Source organism: Providencia sp. JUb39 (assembly GCF_012272845.1).
In the GTDB taxonomy this organism is placed as follows: domain Bacteria; phylum Pseudomonadota; class Gammaproteobacteria; order Enterobacterales; family Enterobacteriaceae; genus Providencia; species Providencia lanzhouensis.
Window position 1 is genome coordinate 3,108,136 of record NZ_JAAWXD020000001.1, and the last position, 20,857, is coordinate 3,128,992.

General features: G+C 39.2%; 23 protein-coding genes and 1 tRNA gene. 7 read left to right on the forward strand and 17 right to left on the reverse strand.

The genetic code is table 11. From position 1 onward, the window contains the following. Positions 1–14 precede the first annotated feature (14 nt). The 14 genes from HFU86_RS14570 to HFU86_RS14635 all read right to left on the reverse strand — a co-directional run bounded on the left by HFU86_RS14570 (position 15) and on the right by HFU86_RS14635 (position 11,863). Entirely contained in the window at positions 15–419 is a 405-nt protein-coding gene (locus tag HFU86_RS14570) for a hypothetical protein (RefSeq protein WP_187129547.1), read from the reverse strand. A 105-nt stretch (positions 420–524) separates the two neighbouring features. After that, positions 525–1,607, reverse strand: coding sequence for an MrpH family fimbial adhesin (locus HFU86_RS14575; RefSeq protein WP_187129548.1), 1,083 nt, complete (start codon positions 1,605–1,607; stop codon positions 525–527). A 66-nt stretch (positions 1,608–1,673) separates the two neighbouring features. Then, complete coding sequence (locus HFU86_RS14580) at positions 1,674–2,375, reverse strand: SDR family oxidoreductase (protein WP_187129549.1); 702 nt, start codon at positions 2,373–2,375, stop codon at positions 1,674–1,676. Between the two features lie 135 nt (positions 2,376–2,510). After that, a complete protein-coding gene (locus tag HFU86_RS14585; RefSeq protein WP_255425988.1) occupies positions 2,511–3,596 on the reverse strand; it encodes an adhesin in 1,086 nt (361 codons plus the stop codon). 84 nt (positions 3,597–3,680) lie between these two features. Beyond that, complete coding sequence (locus HFU86_RS14590; protein ID WP_187129550.1) at positions 3,681–4,073, reverse strand: hypothetical protein; 393 nt, start codon at positions 4,071–4,073, stop codon at positions 3,681–3,683. Positions 4,074–4,156: 83 nt separating this feature from the next. Then, entirely contained in the window at positions 4,157–5,245 is a 1,089-nt protein-coding gene (locus HFU86_RS14595) for an adhesin (RefSeq protein WP_222717619.1), read from the reverse strand. Positions 5,246–5,257: 12 nt separating this feature from the next. Beyond that, positions 5,258–5,791: a fimbrial protein gene (locus HFU86_RS14600; RefSeq protein ID WP_255425989.1), complete on the reverse strand. Its 534-nt coding sequence runs from the start codon at positions 5,789–5,791 to the stop codon at positions 5,258–5,260. Next, the gene (locus HFU86_RS14605) at positions 5,791–6,321 is read right to left on the reverse strand and encodes a fimbrial protein (protein ID WP_187129551.1); all 531 of its coding nucleotides are present in this window, start codon (positions 6,319–6,321) and stop codon (positions 5,791–5,793) included. The genes HFU86_RS14600 and HFU86_RS14605 overlap by 1 nt, the downstream gene beginning before the upstream one ends. Next, positions 6,314–6,727, reverse strand: coding sequence for a fimbrial protein (locus HFU86_RS14610; protein WP_187129552.1), 414 nt, complete (start codon positions 6,725–6,727; stop codon positions 6,314–6,316). The genes HFU86_RS14605 and HFU86_RS14610 overlap by 8 nt, the downstream gene beginning before the upstream one ends. Before the next feature lie 38 nt (positions 6,728–6,765). Beyond that, positions 6,766–7,485, reverse strand: a complete 720-nt coding sequence (locus HFU86_RS14615; protein ID WP_442959172.1) for a fimbrial biogenesis chaperone — start codon at positions 7,483–7,485, stop codon at positions 6,766–6,768. 83 nt (positions 7,486–7,568) lie between these two features. Next, complete coding sequence (locus HFU86_RS14620) at positions 7,569–10,061, reverse strand: fimbria/pilus outer membrane usher protein (RefSeq protein WP_187129554.1); 2,493 nt, start codon at positions 10,059–10,061, stop codon at positions 7,569–7,571. Between the two features lie 69 nt (positions 10,062–10,130). Next, positions 10,131–10,709, reverse strand: a complete 579-nt coding sequence (locus HFU86_RS14625; RefSeq protein WP_187129555.1) for a fimbrial protein — start codon at positions 10,707–10,709, stop codon at positions 10,131–10,133. A 58-nt stretch (positions 10,710–10,767) separates the two neighbouring features. Continuing rightward, on the reverse strand, positions 10,768–11,346 hold the full coding sequence (locus HFU86_RS14630) for a fimbrial protein (protein WP_187129556.1): 579 nt from the start codon (positions 11,344–11,346) through the stop codon (positions 10,768–10,770). A gap of 232 nt (positions 11,347–11,578) precedes the next feature. Beyond that, entirely contained in the window at positions 11,579–11,863 is a 285-nt protein-coding gene (locus HFU86_RS14635; protein ID WP_187129557.1) for a helix-turn-helix domain-containing protein, read from the reverse strand. A gap of 732 nt (positions 11,864–12,595) precedes the next feature. On the opposite strand from HFU86_RS14635, the gene HFU86_RS14640 reads away from it, so the two are divergent. Continuing rightward, a complete protein-coding gene (locus HFU86_RS14640; RefSeq protein WP_187129558.1) occupies positions 12,596–13,078 on the forward strand; it encodes a hypothetical protein in 483 nt (160 codons plus the stop codon). Positions 13,079–13,188: 110 nt separating this feature from the next. Here the strand turns inward: HFU86_RS14640 and HFU86_RS14645 are convergent. Continuing rightward, positions 13,189–13,265 (reverse strand) — tRNA-Arg (locus HFU86_RS14645). A gap of 188 nt (positions 13,266–13,453) precedes the next feature. Between HFU86_RS14645 and folD the strand changes: the two genes are divergently transcribed. Both folD and ybcJ read left to right on the forward strand, forming a co-directional pair. Continuing rightward, a complete protein-coding gene (folD, locus tag HFU86_RS14650; RefSeq protein WP_036952132.1) occupies positions 13,454–14,311 on the forward strand; it encodes a bifunctional methylenetetrahydrofolate dehydrogenase/methenyltetrahydrofolate cyclohydrolase FolD in 858 nt (285 codons plus the stop codon). A gap of 17 nt (positions 14,312–14,328) precedes the next feature. Continuing rightward, positions 14,329–14,541, forward strand: coding sequence for a ribosome-associated protein YbcJ (gene ybcJ / locus HFU86_RS14655; RefSeq protein WP_108478314.1), 213 nt, complete (start codon positions 14,329–14,331; stop codon positions 14,539–14,541). Positions 14,542–14,603: 62 nt separating this feature from the next. Here the strand turns inward: ybcJ and HFU86_RS14660 are convergent, their stop codons facing one another. Beyond that, on the reverse strand, positions 14,604–15,686 hold the full coding sequence (locus HFU86_RS14660) for a protein-tyrosine phosphatase family protein (protein WP_222717620.1): 1,083 nt from the start codon (positions 15,684–15,686) through the stop codon (positions 14,604–14,606). A gap of 390 nt (positions 15,687–16,076) precedes the next feature. Then, a complete protein-coding gene (gene cysS, locus HFU86_RS14665) occupies positions 16,077–17,465 on the reverse strand; it encodes a cysteine--tRNA ligase (RefSeq protein ID WP_187129559.1) in 1,389 nt (462 codons plus the stop codon). A 300-nt stretch (positions 17,466–17,765) separates the two neighbouring features. Here cysS and ppiB point away from each other — a divergent pair, with 300 nt between their 5' ends. From ppiB to purK, 4 genes are all read left to right on the forward strand, one after another. Continuing rightward, positions 17,766–18,260, forward strand: coding sequence for a peptidylprolyl isomerase B (ppiB, locus tag HFU86_RS14670; RefSeq protein WP_006659258.1), 495 nt, complete (start codon positions 17,766–17,768; stop codon positions 18,258–18,260). Between the two features lie 11 nt (positions 18,261–18,271). After that, a complete protein-coding gene (gene lpxH / locus HFU86_RS14675; protein WP_187129560.1) occupies positions 18,272–18,994 on the forward strand; it encodes a UDP-2,3-diacylglucosamine diphosphatase in 723 nt (240 codons plus the stop codon). Positions 18,995–19,163: 169 nt separating this feature from the next. Beyond that, positions 19,164–19,679: a 5-(carboxyamino)imidazole ribonucleotide mutase gene (gene purE / locus HFU86_RS14680; RefSeq protein ID WP_154627529.1), complete on the forward strand. Its 516-nt coding sequence runs from the start codon at positions 19,164–19,166 to the stop codon at positions 19,677–19,679. Continuing rightward, entirely contained in the window at positions 19,679–20,764 is a 1,086-nt protein-coding gene (gene purK / locus HFU86_RS14685) for a 5-(carboxyamino)imidazole ribonucleotide synthase (protein ID WP_132496713.1), read from the forward strand. Before purE ends, purK begins: the two co-directional genes overlap by 1 nt. Positions 20,765–20,857 lie beyond the last annotated feature (93 nt).

The following is a 20,857-nucleotide window of genomic DNA, read 5'->3' on the forward strand; positions in this document are numbered from 1 at the left end:
TTTCTAGATAGCTTTTAATATACTTTCTTCAACTCATCAATGCAGTTAATCAAATACTTCGATGAAAATACCTGCTCATCTCTATATAATGAAAGCGTTAATTTATTCAAATTGATGTTTCTCAAACCAATCTTATTAAGTTGTCGACCAAAAATATAAGGCTGTAAAAAAAACTCCTCATCGTCTTTATTTTTTACTATTTCAGACAAATTTAACTGAGGGTCAAGGGTGATTTCAATTTCATCACTTGGTCTAATAAATGTAATCAATTGATAATCGATGATTTTATCACAAGCAATCGCAAACTCTTCGCCATCATTTTCGATCAATAAGCAGATATCTTCTGGCATGCACACGTCATTCGCCATCATATTGCTGGCAAAAAACAACGAAAGATAGACCAGGACATTCAATTTCATTATTGCCCCTAGATTATCGAGATGAAAAATATTTAAACAGCATAAACACAAAACCATGCTTACTTTGAATATAGAATAAAATCAAAAAAACATGGTTTATATTGATTATTTCATAGTGGCAATTAATATCGCTGAGCCGTGATAGTTACCAGCAGTGGCATTTTTGCCTTTAAGATGGCTGCGAACGGTGATTGTCTTTAACGTTTCAATATTCACATCAAAATTGGTTCCGGACATGCCCGTCGATTCATCCTCCATCGTTAACTCACTGTATATTTTGTCTTGAGTCGAACTATTGAGTAGAGGAAGCCGTTTTTGAGCATCATCCGTCGCATACTGCAATTTTAAATTGACCAGCGTTTTACGACTAAAATGACAATTGTACGTGATTTGACCCGATACTTGGCTATCATACTCCATGGAGTTTAAACTCCCGTGGCGAAGCTCCAATGTACCTGGAGTTCCAGAATTAACGGTTGTTTCACAATAGCTATCCATATATAGCCGTGTCTGCCTAAATCGAAACGGCATGGAAGCTTGAGTTATGGGTATAAAATCTGCCGGTGGTGGGCCACTACGATCAAAAGCCAGTACATATCCAAGTAAATCGGTTTGAGGAATATCGACAATGCCGTCAATGATTTTTCTATCGATAAAAAGTTGAATACGAACGTCAGGCCAATTATCAAAGTCGTGTATACTCTGGGTTGAATTCTGATTCGTCAGATTTGCACAAGTCGACTCATACGCTACTGACCAGCTGTCACTTCGACCTATATCAATATTGGCAAAGATACCATCCGCAATTCTATACAGTGGACCGACACCTTGCAGGTGCACATTCGCAGGTGGCGCAACAATAAAAAAACGCTGCCAAGAATCAACTGGATAAAAATCATACCATCCGTTACCTTCATATGTTCGCCCCACACATTTTACATCTCCTTTTCCTGGCACATCCCATGCTAAGTGGGTAGATACTTCAATATACCATCCCATACCATAGTAGGCATTTCCATCCGACCCTATAACCGGATCATAGTTAAAAGGGTGTTCTGTATCAGGCGAAAAGAGGAAACCGTCATTAGGATTCGTAATTTGAGCATAATATGAGGCTTGTGAATGAACGCTAGTAAGTAATAAAACACTGGCGTAAAAACTTACACAATAAGATGATTTATTGAGCATAATACTCCTCCCGTAATAACATCAATTCAGTCCATGTTCTTAATTAAAATAGTGTTCACGTTTTCTCTAAATAGATCGTGACAGCCCACCATCAATGCGTAAATTTTGTCCCGTCATATAAGCGGCATTATCGGAGGCTAAAAATGCAATGGTAGAGGTGATTTCCTGAGTTTTACCATAACGCTGCATTGGAATTTCATTCAGTCTCTCATCTGAAACGGGTAATGAATCAATCCAACCACATAAAATATTATTCATACGCACATTTGACGATGCATAGGTTTGAGCAAATATCTTGGTATACGCAGAGAGCCCCGCTCTAAATACCGCAGAGGCAGGGAAACCCGGTGTTGGTTCAATAGCCGCAATGGATGAAAAATTGATAATCGAGCCCGATTTTTGTTTTTCCATAATAGGTGCAATAATCCGCACTGGGCGGATCACATTCATTAAATAAACATCCATTCCGGTATGCCACTGCTCATCCGTTAATTCGAGAATATGTCCTCGAGGACCATGTGCACCGCTGTTCACTAACACATCGACTCTTCCCCACTGCTGAAGAACCTTATCAACTAGTTGCGCGATATCATCATTGGATTGATTAGATCCTGTCAGGCCTATTCCTCCTAGCTCTTTTGCTAATTTTTCACCTTTGCCGGAGGAAGATAAAATAGCCACTTTATATCCATCATTCGCTAATTGGATTGCAGCGGCTGCACCTAATCCACTGCCGCCGGCAATAATCACTGCCACTTTTAGGGTCATATTAATCGCCTTTTAAGATTGATAAATAGTAAAGTCGTCTGCGGTGATATCAGCAATGAAGGGTAGTGAAAGGCACACGACAAAAAATATAAATTTCGAAGAAAGCCCCGACAGTTTCAAAATCTGCATATTGACTTAAATAAATGTCGCAATTAACCAAGCTGAACCTTGATAATTACCTGCGGGTGCATTGATACCCTGTAAATGGCTACTGATTGAAATTGTTTTCAACTTTTCAATATCGACATTCATGTCTAAGCCTGACTGCCCTGTCGAGTCATCCGTCATCATTAGCGTGCTATAGATTTTTTCTTTCGTTATTTTATTGATTAATGGAAGTCGCTTTTGAGGATCATTATCCTTTACATAATCTAACCGCAACCGAACTTTAGTTAATGTTGAAAACTTACAGGTATAATTAACTTTTTCGGTAATCTTGCTATCGTAATTTAAGTTATTTAATTGCCCGTGAAAAAGATTAACTGTTCCCACTTGTCCTGTAGTAGTTGATGATGAGCAAGAGGAGCCCACATTTAGCTGAGAAGTTTCCAAATGAACTGGTGCAGTCGCTTCATTAAATAGCCATGATTGAAAACTCGGAAGTACTGATGGTTTCATAAATGTACGGACATACCCCGCTAACTCCATCGCTGGTATCATAATTTGTCCGTCGATAATTTTTTCGTTAATATAAAATGTAAATGTCATCGGAAAATGAACATTAAAGCCACTAACTGCACCTATATCGTTAGTAGACTGAACATCCGAGCATCCAGCTGCATTTATATTAACCCAATTGTCCATTTTACTTTCAACTGTCATCACTACATTGCTATTGATCCGATAAGTTGAAAGACCATTAATTGTAACCCCCGTTGAAGGTGCGTACACAAAAAGGCGGTGAAATGCACTTGAGCTAGAAAAGTTAAGATATCCTGAACTTCCCCATACTTTGCCAACACATTTAACATTTCCCGAAGAAGAAGCGGAGCTGTTACCTATTACAATACTGTTACCTACTTTGTAGTAGGGCTTTCCATCAGAACCCGTTACAGAGGCTTGAGCTATAGTAGAATTAGATGATAACTTGATTTTATATCCGTCATTTGGATTGACAATTTGAGCTGCATAATCGGCATAAGAGCGTTCGGCTGCTAATAAATATGTGACCAGTAGTATGAGGTTTAAAAAAAAAGTTTTTTTCATCATTAAAGTTATCATAAAATTCCTATCTCTTAACATGCGTAGTAATAATCACCGCAAAAATCGAAGGTATTCCCATAAATTTCAAACATATAAAGATATTTATATAAATATCTTAATTAACCATGCGGATCCTCGATAATCGCCCGCAGATGCGTTAGTACCCTGTAAATGGCTACTGATTGAAATTGTTTTCAGTTTTTCAATATCGACATTCATGTCTAAGCCAGACGGCTCTATCGAATAATCCGTCATCATTAACGTGCTATAGATTTTTTCTTTCGTTATTTTATTGATTAATGGGAGTTGCTTTTGAGGATCATCATCTTTTACATAATCTAACTTAGAATTAGAGGATAACTTAATTTTATATCCGTCCGCTGGGCTGATAATTTTAGGTGCATAATTAGCATGAGAATACATAGTGTAAGATAATAATATTAAGTATAAACTTACCTTGAGAAATACATTGGTTTTTAAAATGAACGTTATCATAAAAATACGCCTTTAGTTATGATCTATGGGAGTAGTTATTTCCGTCAAAAAAAACCATATATTTTATATAGATATGATGTAATTTAAATAAAAGTTGCAATCAACCAAGCGGACCCTTGATAATCTCCTGCAGGTGCGTTAGTACCCTGTAAATGGCTACTAATTGAAATTGTTTTCAGCTTGTCAATATCAACATTCATGTCTAAGCCGGACTTTCCTGTCGAGTCATCAGTCATCATTAAAGTCGTGTAAATTTTTTCCTTCGTGACTTTGTTTATTAATGGAAGTCTTTTTTGTGGGTCACTGTCCGCCGCATAATCTAACCGAAGCCTGACCTTGGTTAATGCTGAAAACTTGCAGGTATAATTGACTTTTTCAGTTACTTTATTGTCATATTTCAATGCATTAAGCTGCCCATGACGAAGAGTAACAGTCCCCACTTGCCCTGTACTGGTTGAGGTCGTGCAAGAGGATCCCACATTTAACTGAGAGGTTTCCAAATGAACCGGTGCACTCGTTTCATTAAATGGCCAAGATGAAATATTGGGTTTTACTAAGGGATTCATAAATGCACGAACGTATCCCGCTAACTCCATCCCAGCGATCATAATTTGTCCATCGATAATCTTTTCATTAATATAAAATGTGAATGTCATCGGGAAATGAACCCCAAACCCGCTAGCGAAATCGCTTTTGTCAATGTACGTAACATAGGCGCATACAGAAGAGCCTCCAATATGAACCCAATCACTCATTTTACTCTGCACGGTCATCACGACATTGTTATTAATTCGATAAGCAGGAAGCCCATTAATAACTATCCCTGTTGTAGGGGCATACATAAAAAGACGATGATATGCGTTATCACTACTAAAATCGTTATACCCTGAGTCTCCCCATACTCTTCCTACGCATTTAACCATTCCAGATACAGAGGCGATACCTTGATCAATCACAATACTATTTCCTACCTGATAGTAAGGTTTGCCATCAGAGCCTGTCACGGGGGTTTGCGCTATGCTGGAATTAGAAGAGAGTTTGATTTTATACCCTTCGCTTGGGTTAGCAATTTTGGGCGCATAATTGGCATGAGAAAATAGGCTTATCGATAAGCATGCAGTAAATAGAATGAGATTTAAGAAAAAATTAGTTTTAGTAAAATAAATTTTCATAAAATCAATTACCTAGTTATAAATGATTGAAATAATCATTGATGAGTTATATTTTCCCAACGTCAGCGCATTAACGGGTACGGTTGATACCAATTTTGTTTGTAAATCTATTTTTGATGTTGTGCTATTGATTTTTTCGGGGTAAATTTGCATTTTTTTATTGAATTCTAATAATCTATTTACTCCTCCCGTCACTTCACTAAAGTCAATGCCCAGCCCTGTTGTACTCGTTCCGAGAATACCTCGCCCATCATAGGTAATGGTGTTCATGTTTTTAGGATTCAGCACCGCTGCAAGCGTTTTCGTCAGATCGCACTCGGTAATATATAACGAAAACTTTTTAACTGGTGGAGATTGCGTTAATAACTCCACATTCAATGTGCCAAAATCAATCAGCAAAGGGGCACTGGCATTTTCACTGCGAATATTACACGCAGGCGCTACCATGGTCGCTGTCACGTCGACCAACACATCCGCTTTAGAAAGTAAAGGAAGAGAAATAACCCATATTGTTGAAAGTACTTTTAGCGTATTGAATATATTCACTATTTATACTCCACATTAAAGGTAACTACCCCAGAAAAACTCCCTGCATTCGCTTCTCCATTGATAGGCTTACGCGCAAATACACTAAAATCAAACTGCTGTTCATCATCAACAACGGATACCGTGCCTAACGTGAATGCTTTATTCCAAACAATCGGTTTATCATCCTTGTCATGGATCCCCAATAAAACGCCACTACTGCCTTGAGTGGTTAAGAAGCTTTCACCATTGACACTCACTAACTGACTACTTTTCCATGTTAATTCAATACTTTTTTGTAAATCGGTTGCACTGCAATTTTCTATCCCTATCGAAAACCCTGTCGATTCACTCATCGTATTTTCATTAATATATTGCCAACGTAAGTTTTCTAATGTCACTTCTTTATTCACGGATTCGGACGTAACCGTACACGCCGTACTCACCAATTCACCGCTAAAATCAATGCTCAGGGAGTCTGCAGCAAAGACAAAAAATGGCTTACCTAAGAAAAAAAGGAATAAAAATATCTTTTTTATTATGTTATTCATAACTCACCTCTAATCTCAGTGAATCATCACCCATTAATAATGGTGTTTGAATGGAATTATCACCATCTAATAAATAAAGAGAATAACTGGATGAAAACTGTTTTCCGTTATAATCATAGAATCTTAAATTGGCGGGAGTATTGGCCGTATGAGATAACTTCAATTGTGTTTTATAGGCAGAGCCTGCCCCACAATCTGTTAATGTCACAATATTTTCCTTTGTCACATAAATATTACAAGGAGCACTGAATAATGTTGCATTAACTTGAATGAATCCTTCATGAGATAATTCATAATCAGGCTCATTAACAGGTGTTGTTGCAACAGGCGTTTTCGCTATTGAATAAAAGCTCACAATACCACTAAGCATAAACAATAATGACCACATCAATTTTTGTGTATCCATTTCATTTTCCTGCTGCATTCATATTAATAAATGGGTAATTATTCACCTGTAACCGTACAGGTATCCCCTTTGCAACTAAATGACATCGTTGGCTTACCACCGTAATCATTAATATAGGTTAAATAGGGTGTAGATAATGCTGAAGATGGAATATCTTGTGTCGACTTAGGTGCCACCATAAACACCTCAAATGGATTAGCTTCAGCCTGCTCTTTGCTATTACCAAAACCAATCACAGTCATATGAAAAGGCGTGGTATTATTTAAACGATACCCCGATGAAATTTTAGTTAATGTCACTTTATGCGCCCATTTAGTTTCTGATTCAGATAAAATACTTTGCGGGCGATAAAATAATTTTACACGGGACTGCAATGCGATTTGTAAGGTATTCCCATCTGCAGATTTAGGGGGAACTTCACGTAAATTAAAATAGAATACCGATTCTTTATCTTGAGGTAACTTACTTAATTCAGGCGTCACGCTTAAACGCACTAAGCTATTACTATTGGGTTCTAAACGCTGTAAAGGAGGCGTGGCTAAAATAGCGCCTTTGGTTAATTTATTCCCATTTAAATCTTCAACCCAGCTTTGGGCTAAATACGCTTCTTCAGGGTTACCATTGGTAATGGTGACATTAACGGACTTTTCACTACCAGGAAAAATAATACGTGTTCTGTCTAATGTTACTGCGCTATGTGCGTTAAAAGATACTATCGAAAATGCCGTGAATAATGTTGATACTACAATTTTACGCATATCTAAACTAAACATACTTAACCTCATAAACAAAATAATCTAAATTTCTTTTTTGTTACTTAATTTAATTAAGTAACAAAAAGTTATGTGCATGGTAATAACAACATACTTGATGTTGTATCCAATTTTTCAGGTAAATTTAATTCACATTCTTTATTACCGCCCCAATAAACAGAAAGTTTTTCATTAGGCGAAATACCGACAAGCCAAGTCACACCATCTTCACCCACAATACCCAGTTCACGGTTATCTGCATTACGTACACTGGCACCAAAAGGCGGTTTTTTGTTATTACTCAGTGAAAGGATCGCAAATAGTTTTTGCCCTTTCATAACCGATAAACTGCGATAACCAATGGCACCCTTTGTTAACGTAATATCTGTTGACGGTGCTAGAGCCTCTATATCATCAGGTAACTTGCTGGTATTTATTGATGCAGTCGATTTACGGTAACTACTAATATTTGGGATAATAGCCAATCCTTGACCATTTGTTTTAATTACACCACTGTCCAATGGCACACCACTCGCACCGGGTGTTTCAACTAATAATCGTGTATCTCCATAAGTACTTCGGTGCAATGCAATTCCGTGAGCCGTTGTCGTTATTCCACTGCTAATCGAGGCACCAAAGCTACGATATTGTTGTGGAACATAGCTCGCATTCGCAGACACAGTTGCTTGTGACAAATCGCGAGAATAATAACCACTAATGCTCGATTGAGCGTCAATATTTTTACCGTGATTATAGCCAACATTTAAGCTGTAATTATCACGGTCGCTGTACCCACTATACCCAATATTATGGTTATAGTTATTACCATCATTATAGCCAGAATAGCTTTCTGACATGGTCACGCTATGACCATTATATAATGGGATATTGACATATAAGTTAATTGCGTCATCAGTATAGCCGTTATCACGTTCAGTTCGGGTGGCTGAAATCGAAAGGTTTACATCCTGCTGCGATAAACTGGGAATACTAATGCCTGTACTGGCATATAAGCCATATTGCATCTGAGGCCTATCTTGCCAATAAGTGCTGTACTGATAATTCAGCGACAAACTAAAATCATCAAAATATTTATTTAAATAGATTTGATAGTTTTCTTTCGGCGATCGACCCGCATATCCTGTGCGATATTGATCCATAAATTGCGTGAGTGTACGGTAATTTTGATCCGCAAAACGATAGCCAGCAAAGGTCACATCAGTGCGTAATTCATCAAATGATTTTGAATAACTGAGTCGGTATGAACGTCCTTGTAATTTTTGCTCCCTAAAATTGGAAATAGATTGCGTAATATCGAAAGAGAGTGCACCAAAAGCAAATAAATCTCGACCGATACCAATCGCAACGGTTTTATAATCCTCACTTAACTGAGCCCCACCAAATAATGACCAAGCATTCGATAAGCCATAGGAAAGTTCACCACTCATAACAGGGTTACCTGTCATATCATGGTTATTATAACGCGTTTTACCCGTTGCAAATTTATAGTTTAGTCGTCCTGGTCGAGTCAAATAAGGTAGAGATGCCGTGTTTACGCTGAATTTTCTTTCTTCTCCATTTTCTTCGCGAATAGTGACATCTAAAACCCCGCTGACACCGCTTTCCAAATCTTGAATTCGAAATGGCCCCGCAGGAACGGTTGTTTCTAAAATAACACGGTTTTGACTGCGAACAGTCACAATTGCATTGGTATTAGCAACACCAATAATTTCTGGTGCATAGCCCACTAATTTAGGCGGTAACATTCTATCATCGCTTTCTAATGACATTCCCGTGTATTGCCACGCTTCAAATAAATTCGAATAAAAGTAATTTTCACCAATCGTTAAAATAGCGGCTAATTTTTTTAATGATGTAAATGCATATAATCGATTGAAATCAAACTGATGAAATTCTTGTGTATTACTGCCATTTTGTTGTTTTTGATAATTAGCACTGTAATCTGCACGAAAACGCCATGCCCCCAGGTTGACACCGGCAATACCGTTTGTTGATAAATAAGTTCGTTTTCCACCATCATTTTCATCTGTCACAGAGGCATTGGCAGAATAATCAATAAATGCCCCATTAATCCCCTCTTCCCATAACGCAGGAGGAATCCAATTCGGATCGTTATATTCCATCCAAGATTGAGGTATGGTTATTTTTAATGATAATGAGGAGAGTTCTATTTTTGTTTGAACACCGGCTAACCCCGATAAATCTAAACATTGTCCGTCACGTGTCGTTTTAACTTTATCGATTTCAGATTCTTTTAAACCAATTAAATCTATCATATCCGCAGGAATACAAATTTCCTGAGAGGCTGCTTCTGAATTTTTATCTTGTTCAAATACCGTTATTTCTCGGGGGGCACCCAATCGCTGTCCATTAACAAAAATAGTTAATGTATATTTACCAGGTAATACATAACCTGCTACAGCAAATTGGCTCATATCGACATTCTCAATATCCTCAGCATCTAATACATCTGTATTAAATTCCGATGCATAAGCGTTCCAAACAGAGCAACTTATGGCTAATAAAATAGCTTGTCTAATCATGCTAGGTTTGAATGTCATGCTTGTTTCCACCCCAAAACAATAGAAGGTCGTCTCCAATATTCATTTTTGAATATGGAGTTCATTATTTTATTTATAGTCAATAAAGAAACGGATTAGCCCTTGATAATTTCCCGCTTGAATCGGTTTTCCCGTTAACTCTAGCCTTAAAAAATAATTCAATAATAACGAATTACCCGATTTATCTTTTTGTAATTCATTATTTAACAAAGGGTAACTATGACTTGGTATCAATATATTCATTGATTTATCTAACACTGAAACCCCCAGCCCTTGGGAAGCGCCTCGTAGAGCAAATATATTCATATTTTCGACATGCTGCCCTTCAAAACGAATTAACCATGTTTTAGTATCTAAGGAAGAATACGAACTACCACAATCACGGAGTTCTATTTCAAAGGGTTGAATTTTTTGGTTTCGTTGCGCTTGAGTCGACAGCATTGTCAGAGTTAATGAAGAGAAATCAACCGTTTGATAACGATTTTTCATCACAATAGAACAAGGGGTAGACACGACTCTTCCCACTAATTCCGTCGACCCTTGATGTCGAGAGCCAACTTGTCCAGCATGCACACTTATCGAATAGCCGCAAATCAAACCAATCAATATTTTGGGAATATAAGAAAAAAAATACTGATATTTCGACATGTTGCTATCTCCCGTAACCATTTAAATGCCGCCAGAAACCTGGCGGCGAATTAAAGACTTATTGATAAGTAATACGGAAGTTAGAAATAGCTTCGAATTTACCTTCTCCAACTGGAGATTTTGCATCAACACGTTTTGCTAATGCGGTAAAGTTCAGAACGTTATCACCGATTGGGTTGATCATAGAAGCGATAACATCTTTAGCTTCACCAAATTTGAAACCATCGATAGCGATACCGACGTTGTTAACGTTACCTGCGGTAGTTTGCAGCATTTGGTCACCCGCAGTACCCACATAGTTTTGACCTGTAAATGTCATCATCATTGATTTCAGTGCACGAGTTTGACCGCCTGAACCACCACCAGTAGATGCTTCGCCGTAACCTTCTAAATCACAACCGGTAAATTTAATATCAAAATTAGCTTCAGCTGGCTGGCCAGACTCTAAAGCCTTTTTAGATAATTGACCAAAATCAACTGTTTGTTTCAGTGACTCTTGTTGAATGTTACATGGCGTTTCTACAACGGTACCGGTAAAAGTAACTGTACCATTGTTGCTTGCATTCACAGCCAGTGAACTAACTGGAACTACAGATGCTGCAAATACGCATGCTAATGCTAATTTAGTTAATTTCATTTCATTTCCTTTCTGATAAAAATTTAAACGAATTCCCTGTCACCAAAATAGTGAAGAGGCTGACTCATTTGATTGACTAAATAAAACCAATAATTAAATACATCTTCCATGATGCAACAGCTTTGGGCTTCCTAATTAAGATCTAAGCAATTGCAGAGATCTTAATTAATCAGAAAAACATCTGATTAAATTAGAATTACTCACTTGCGGAGTTAAAGTTAATTTTATATCTTTAGATAATTAAATCGTTATTAATACTGTATTCATCAGCTTTACCATTTGAATAATTAACCATAACTTTTTGAAAAAGGTCTGACCAATCCTTTTCTAATATAATCAAGATTGCTGATAAAGAATCTATCGTCAGACTTGTTTTACCCCGCTCATATCGAGATATTTGTTGTTGACTTACGTTTAATAGACCACCTAGCTGAGTTCCAGTCAGGGATTTATCTTTTCTGGCATTTTTAATAAAATTGCCAATATCTTTGCGTAAAGAATCATTATTTATATTCATAATTAAACCTAAAATTTACTCACTCAATGCTTAGATTAATCATTATGGCTAAAAAATTAAATCCCTTTAAAGGCAGAGATAAATCTAATATCAAAGAAAGCTAACTCTTAATGTGGGTTGAAATATAAATTTAATCCCACATTCCTGTAAACACGTTAATACCAATTGATATTTTCAAATTTAATAGCCATAAACTATTATTTTTAAAAATCATATCGAATTATGATTAAGCTCAATTCTAATAAATAAAAAATATCAGCGCGTTAAGAAAATAACCACATGGTGGAGTATTTTAAAAAGTCACAAAAATAACTCTTTGCACTTGTATTATTATTATTTTGTTACAATTTGAAATTAAATAAAATGGAATTACTTTGAGTTTTTAGATAAAAAATTGATGGAGGATAAAAATATTACCACGCTCACTTGTAATTTATATTTTAGAAAATAAAAAATAGAAAATAAAAAATAAAAATGAACATTTAACTTGTTATATAACTAAAACGTTGAGTAATTATAATAATTAAAAAATAAAAACTAAGAAAACCATCTTATCTATGGTATTTAATTAATAAAAATTCGCATATCTTCTCACTATGATAGGAATTTTCAATCATTTTTCGACGTGTGATTTTGAATATAAACATCTAAACATCTAAACATCTAAACATCTAAACATCTAAACATCTAAACATCTAAACATCTAAACATCTAAACATAGGAATACTATCAATGTATAAAAATTTAGGAATGTCATTACTCTATTGCGGAGTATTTATAAGTTCAGGATGCTCAACTGTAGTTAGCCAAGCTTCAATTGATGAGCAAGTTCAAATTGCAACCTTCAATGAGGTTATTAAAAATAATCTCACGGCAAGTCCAACAAATATATCAACTTATTGTCTTGGTATTAAAACTCCAGAAGGAATCAAAGACCCGAATCAGCAACTATTAAGAGGCATCGTACATCCAACAGCAATCTCTATTCAGCCGAACTCAGTTTGTCATATTGAACAAAGCTCTTTAGTTAAATCAAATGGAAAGAAGGCAATTGCCTTTTTTGTTGATAAACCCCAATGCCACACATCACAAAACTGTACTATTCGCGGAGGTTATTATGAAGGAAACCTGAGTGCGCAGACCAATATGTATAAAGCTGAGTTAGTTAACAAAAAGTGGATTGTCACACTCATTTCTGAAGGTCCAGTTTCTTAATTGAGTGGATCGATTCTGAAGTGTTGTGCTGCGGATTTGCAATGAATTTTTGAATTTCAGGCATAAAAAAGACATCCTGTGATGTCTATTGATATGCGCTTGCTTGAGAATGGTACGCCCTACAGGATTCGAACCTGTGACCTACGGCTTAGAAGGCCGTTGCTCTATCCAACTGAGCTAAGGGCGCATTGTGTGCGCAGACAGCCTATCTGGCTGATGGCGTTGAATTATACGGTTGCTGAGCGCCGAGTCAATGGCTTTTCACTACTTAAATAACGATATGCTTACTTTATCTATCAGATAGACCTGACATTGCTAGCAAGTTCTGACAAAATAGAGGCATCCCCCGTGTCTCATATATGGATTAAGTTACAGATGTTAGCAAAAATTATTGATGGGAAAACGATTGCGCAAGCAATTAGACAGGAAGTTGCTCAAAAAGTACAAACTCGTATTGCCAATGGTAAACGAGCTCCCGGGCTTGCCGTTATTCTCGTAGGCGCTAACCCCGCTTCTCAAATTTATGTTGGCAGTAAGCGACGTGCTTGCGAAGAAGTTGGCTTTATTTCTCGCTCCTATGATTTACCAGACACGACGACTGAAGCTGAACTGCTCAAACTGATTGATGACCTTAACCAAGATAATGAAATTGATGGCATCTTAGTTCAGTTACCATTACCTGCTGGCATTGATAACGTCAAAGTGATTGAGCGCATTCATCCCGATAAAGACGTGGATGGTTTCCACCCTTATAACGTCGGTCGTTTATGCCAACGGGCGCCTCGCCTGCGTCCTTGCACCCCAAGAGGGATTGTTACCTTACTTGAGCGTTATGACATTAATACCTATGGTTTAAACGCCGTTATCATTGGCGCATCAAATATTGTTGGTCGTCCGATGAGCCTTGAATTATTATTAGCGGGCTGTACCACCACCGTTACTCATCGCTTTACCAAAGATCTAGAACAGCATGTCCGTAATGCGGATTTACTGGTCGTGGCTGTGGGTAAACCTAACTTTATTCCAGGCGAATGGATCAAACCGGGCGCTATCGTTATCGATGTCGGTATTAACCGCTTAGAAAATGGTAAAGTGACTGGAGATGTTGATTTCGATGAAGCGTCAAAACGCGCTGCATGGATCACGCCAGTACCAGGCGGTGTTGGGCCAATGACCGTGGCTACACTGATTCAAAACACGCTACAAGCGTGCGAAGAGTACCACGATATTTAATGTAATTTGGAGTCACAATGGATATTTTTCATCTTGATGGTCATCCCCATATCGAGTTATGCGACCTGCTAAAAATTGAAGGTTGGGCAGAAAGTGGCGCGATGGCAAAATCAATGATTGCTGATGGCTTAGTGCAAGTTGATGGCGTTGTTGAAACACGCAAACGCTGCAAAATTGTCGCAGGCAAAGTCGTTTCTATGGGAAGCGAACAAATCAAGGTACAAGAGTAGTTCTCACTGCATCCTTGATAGAGGTAAGCTGATCTCTATTCAGCTTACCTTTTGTTACTCAATCAAAAAGCCCACTTACCGATTGTTCTTGTTGGGGATAATGGCACATTTGTGAATTCTTGTAATTGCCGATATTGCGCTTCATTTTGGACCATATTCGGGCTTCCTGTCTCACGCAATGCTAATACGATATTTTCCATCGATAGTTTATTTCCTGCCTTTCTCCACTGCATGCATGCCGCTAATACCCCAGTTCGACCAATGCCAGCTTTGCAATGAATAACGGGAAGCGGTTTATTTTTTCCTTCTATATCCACGCCTTTATCTTTGAGCTCCCTCAATCTACCCGTATTAATAGTTTCAATGACTCGGTTTAATTTAATTAATTCCTTAGTTGTCACTGTCCCTCCATCATCCCAATTAGTCACGTGGATCACAGGGGTTAAATGCTTTTTATAACCATTAGAAATCTCCATATTATATCGGCTAATTTTCAACAATTTCGCTCTTGTATTTGTTTGTTGAGGTTCTACTTCACAGTTTTTTATTAATTTTGTAGAAGTGACTTCAATATCGCCATACTTTTGATTACTCATAAAGTAAGGTGGGAGCTTCTCTTTTTGAAAAACAGAGCCGTGGATCTCTTTTTTTGATGCTAAGACGACTAATATCGGAGTTTTGTTTGCCATAAGCATAGATAAATGATTTTCAATGGCATGGTCATTATCTTTGGGGTATTGGCAGCGGATGGCTAAATTTTCGCCCCCCACTTGGAGTCGATTTGCAGCGAGAGTCACAATGGGTTTATCAGCGCCCCGTATTGATATTTGCGTATGTTTCGCACTACCAATATCCTGATAACGCTGGCCTCTATCCTCCGTATCATATTCAACGTTTTTTTCATTTATCAGTAACCGCGTTTTTTCAGTTAATCTATCAAATGCTGTAGCTTGAGTTGCAGCTTCTATATTTAATTTTAGCTTTGGTCTATTTCTTTTGACGGGTTTTGTTTCAGCCAAATTCGGGCTAAGTTCGGAGATATTTTGGATAGATTTAATACGTTCAGGGAGATGGCTTGTATTTGATGATGTTGGAAATTCTGTCGATTGTGATACGGTTAGTCGGTTATTGTTTATTGGAAACATATTTATCCTTATCTATGTTTTCATTGTGAGTGAATTCACCATTTCGGTGACCCAATGTTAAATTCCACTGTCTATATTTCACCTAACATTATCGATAACCGCTCCACCCCACGCTTGCAAATTTAGCCGCAACAGCCATAAAAAAACCCACCAAAAATAGATCCTTTTTAGTGGGTTTTGTTCTTATTTGTTAAGCTAGTTAAGCCAAATTCTCTAAATTATTCGAATTGTAGACAAACAGGTGTTACGTAAAAAACGATAAAGGACAATATTCTAAATAGTTCGTGTTGTGGCTAGGCGGCTAGCAAGGATATCTCGGGGAGCATACATGAGTATGTGACCCGAGTAGCCGAGTGACGCCAACAACGCCACAGCGCGAAATATGACGAACTATTTGCGGCGCCATGAAGTGCCCGCAGACGAATCCTCCAACACAACCCCCATCGCCGCTAACGCATCACGCGCCTGATCCGCCAGAGCCCAATCCTTACTTTGACGCGCATCGTTACGCTGTTTAATCAATGCTTCGATTTTTGCGACTTCCGCATCATCTTCGCCTTGGGCGCCACCTTGCAGGAAGGTTTCAGGATCTTGCTCTAACAGTCCCAGCACTTTTGCCAGCTCACGTAATTGAGCCGCCATGCCGTTTGCTGCATCCATATTTTCAGTTTTCAGGCGGTTTAATTCACGCGCCATATCAAACAACGCCGAATAAGCTTCTGGTGTATTGAAGTCGTCATTCATCGCTTCACAGAAACGACTCTTATACTCTTCACCGCCTGCTGGTACAGCCGATTTATCCGTGCCGCGCAGCGCTGTATACAGGCGTTCTAATGCGGTACGCGCTTGTTTTAAGTTCTCTTCGGTATAGTTCAGTTGGCTACGATAGTGACCCGAAAGCAGGAAGTAGCGTACGGTTTCAGCATCGTAGTACTCTAATACATCACGGATGGTAAAGAAGTTGTTGAGAGATTTAGACATTTTTTCTCTATCAACCATCACCATACCAGAATGCATCCAGTAATTAACATATGGACCATCATGGGCGCAGGTAGATTGCGCAATTTCATTTTCATGATGCGGGAACATTAAGTCAGAGCCGCCGCCATGAATATCAAAATGGTTACCTAATGTTTTACTATTCATTGCCGAACATTCGATATGCCAGCCTGGGCGACCTAATCCCCACGGTGATTCCCAGCTTGGTTCACCTTCTTTGGACATTTTCCATAACACAAAGTCCATTGGATTACGTTTTACATCAGCCACTTCAACACGGGCACCCGCTTGTAGTTGGTCTAAGTCTTGGCGAGATAATAAGCCGTAATTTGGATCAGTTTTGACCTCAAACATCACATCACCATTATCTGCGACGTAGGCATGACCGCGTTCGATCAAGCTTTCAGTTAGCTCAATAATTTCATGAATATGGCGAGTGGCGCGTGGTTCACTGTCTGGGCGTAGGATATTTAATGCATCAAAATCTTTGTGCATTTCCGCTAACATGCGCGTGGTTAATTCTTCCACGCTTTCATTATTTTCAGCTGCACGTTTAATGATTTTGTCATCAATATCCGTTACATTACGCACATAATTCAGGTCATAACCTAAATAGCGTAAATAGCGGCTAATTGCATCGAAAGCCACAAAGGTACGACCGTGACCAATATGACACAAATCGTAAATGGTGATGCCACACACGTACATCCCAATCTTTCCAGCATGGATGGGTTTAAATTCTTCTTTTTGACGACTCAGTGTATTGAAAATCTGCAGCATCTTTTTATTTCCATTTTATTAGTACGTGTATATCTATCATACATCAGATTATCGCAATGTTGAGGATAAAATATCCAAATTCAACCTTACGAAAATAGCACGGTATTGAATCGCGATCACCCGAAGAAAGCAAGGTTAGCGCCTGACTTTATCGCCTTATTTATTAGGTCATTGTTATGGGATAACCTATTTTGCAAACACACTGTCGCTTCAAGTCAGGTTTTATCTGTGATATAAACTTGCTGATCTCAACGCTTTCGCAAGTTAGCGCATAAAAAACAATTATTCAGGATAGCTATTATGGTTACATTTCATACCAATCACGGTGACATCGTTATCAAAACTTTCGCAGACAAAGCACCTGTCACTGTCGAAAACTTTTTAACTTACTGCCGCGAAGGTTTCTACAATAATACCATTTTCCACCGTGTTATTAACGGCTTCATGATCCAAGGTGGTGGTTTTGAGCCAGGCATGAACCAAAAAGACACTAAAGCGCCTATCAAGAACGAAGCTAATAACGGACTGAAAAACAGCCGCGGTACATTAGCAATGGCTCGTACTAACGACCCACACTCAGCAACAGCACAATTCTTCATCAACGTCGCTGACAATGACTTCTTAAACTTCCGTTCAGAGCGCCCAGATGGTTGGGGTTACTGCGTATTTGCTGAAGTGGTTGAAGGTATGGACGTTGTTGACAAAATCAAAGGCGTTTCTACTGGTCGCAGTGGTTTCCACCAAGACGTACCTCGTGAAGACGTTGTGATTGAAAAAGTGACTGTCAGCGAGTAATCCCTGAATTTATGTCCACTTACATCATTGCAGATTTGCATTTAAGTGAAGATGAACCGGCGATCACCGCCGGTTTTCTTGCATTTATTGAACAGCAAGCCATCCACGCCGACAGCCTGTATATTCTCGGTGACTTTTTCAATTATTGGATTGGCGACGATGATAATACCCTCTTGCATCAGCAAGTGGCACAGGCTCTAAAACAGCTGAGTGAACGTGGTATCCCTTGCTATTTCATTCATGGCAATCGCGATTTTTTATTGGGTCAACGTTATGCAAAACAGTGCGGCATGACCATTTTGCCCCAAGAAACCCTACTTGAACTATATGATAAGCGTATTTTAATTATGCACGGTGATACCTTATGCACCGACGATGCTGCTTATCAGAACTACCGTAAAAAGGTCCATACTCCTTGGATCCAACGGGTATTTTTACTGCTACCGCTCTTTATTCGCCGTCGCATCGCACAAAAAATGCGTCGCAATAGCCAATATGCCAGCAGTATGAAATCCGAAGCCATTATGGACGTCAATTCCGACGCGGTAGTTGATGCCTTAAACCGCCATCAAGCACAATGGATGATCCACGGACATACGCATCGCCCTGCTATCCACGAGATTAATCTCGGTGGTCAACTTCATTTTCGTGGCGTTTTAGGAGCATGGCACAGCGAAGGCTCCGCCTTTGTGATCAACGAAAACGGCATTGAACTTATTTTCTTTCCTTTTTAACATTCCTATCCTGATAAAGACACGCAGATAAATTGTTGGTTGTCAGTATGACTGTTTGCTTATTTTATAATCACGCAAACGTTTTCCTTACCTAATTACCGTGATATGATCGGGGCAATTCACATTCCCACCCTTAGGGTGATATTTTTCAATACAGGGATCACACCAAATGACTGCCCAAGTTCCTGCTCAATCTGCGGCAAAAATCGCCATTGTTATGGGTTCTAAAAGTGATTGGACAACCATGCAGCATGCCGCTGACGTGCTGACCGAGCTGCAACTGCCTTTCCATGTTGAGATTGTTTCCGCACATCGCACGCCAGACAAACTATTTTCCTTTGCTGAAAATGCCAAACAAAATGGTTTTGATGTGATTATCGCGGGTGCCGGTGGTGCCGCCCATTTACCGGGAATGTTAGCCGCAAAAACGCTGGTTCCCGTCCTTGGTGTCCCTGTACAGAGCGCTGCATTAAGTGGTGTCGATAGCCTGTATTCTATCGTTCAAATGCCAAAAGGCATTCCCGTTGGCACACTTGCCATTGGTAAAGCGGGTTCAGCTAACGCCGCACTGCTAGCAGCACAAATTTTAGCCACTCATGACAGCGAGCTATTCAATCGCTTATCCGCATGGCGCGAAGCACAAACCAACGACGTATTAAATAACCCAGATCCGAGGGAAGCGTAATGAAACCGGTTTGTGTCCTTGGTAACGGTCAATTAGGTCGCATGCTGCGCCAAGCAGGCGAACCGCTGGGCATTTCTGTTTTTCCTGTTGGATTAGATGCAGAGCCTGAAGCCGTTCCGTATCAGCAAAGTGTGATCACCGCTGAAATTGAGCGCTGGCCTGAAACCCCATTAACCAAAGAGTTAGCGCGTCATAATGCATTTATTAACCGTGATATTTTTCCACGTTTAGCTGACCGCTTCCCACAGAAAAGCCTGTTCGACTCGTTAAATTTATCGACGGCACCTTGGGCGCGATTAGAATCGCCAGACCAGTGGTCAGAATTGTTCGCCACTCTGGGGGATTTTTTAATCGTCAAGCGTAGAACTGGTGGCTACGACGGTCGTGGTCAATGGCGTGTTCGCCCTGGTGATGAACAAGCACTCCCTGCGGAAATTTACGGCGAATGCATCGTCGAACAAGGAATTCCATTTGATGCTGAAGTCTCCGTGATTGGCGCCCGTAGCCAATCTGGTGAATCAGTGTTCTACCCAATCACCCACAATCTTCATCAAGAAGGGATTTTACGCACCAGCGTGGCTTTCCCTGATGCAAACCCTGTCCAGCAGCAACAAGCACAGGCGATGCTCAGTGCCGTGATGGATGAGTTAGGCTATATCGGTGTGATGGCAATGGAGTGTTTTGTGGTTGGCGATAAGCTGCTGATCAACGAAATCGCCCCTCGCGTTCACAATAGTGGGCATTGGACTCAAAACGGCGCTTCCATCAGCCAATTTGAACTTCATTTACGCGCGATTTTAAATTTACCAATGCCAACACCAGAAGTTTTCAGCCCTGCGGTGATGGTCAATTTAATTGGCACTGATGTTAACCAAGAATGGTTAAATCTGCCTTTAGTCCATTTACATTGGTATGAGAAAGAAGTGCGCCCAGTGCGTAAAGTGGGTCACTTAAATCTGACTCATAGCGATGTTCATCAACTCGAAAATACCCTCAATAGTTTGATCCCAATGCTGCCAAATGAGTATAAAAGTGGCATTGAGTGGGCAAAAACAAAATTAGGCTGGTACTCTCGCCAAAAATAGGGAAAATAGCGCTATTCGTGCCCGAGAGTAATATTTCGGGCATTGTGCTATTTTTGCCCTACTTTTATAGTGATTACTTGTGAATGATGACTA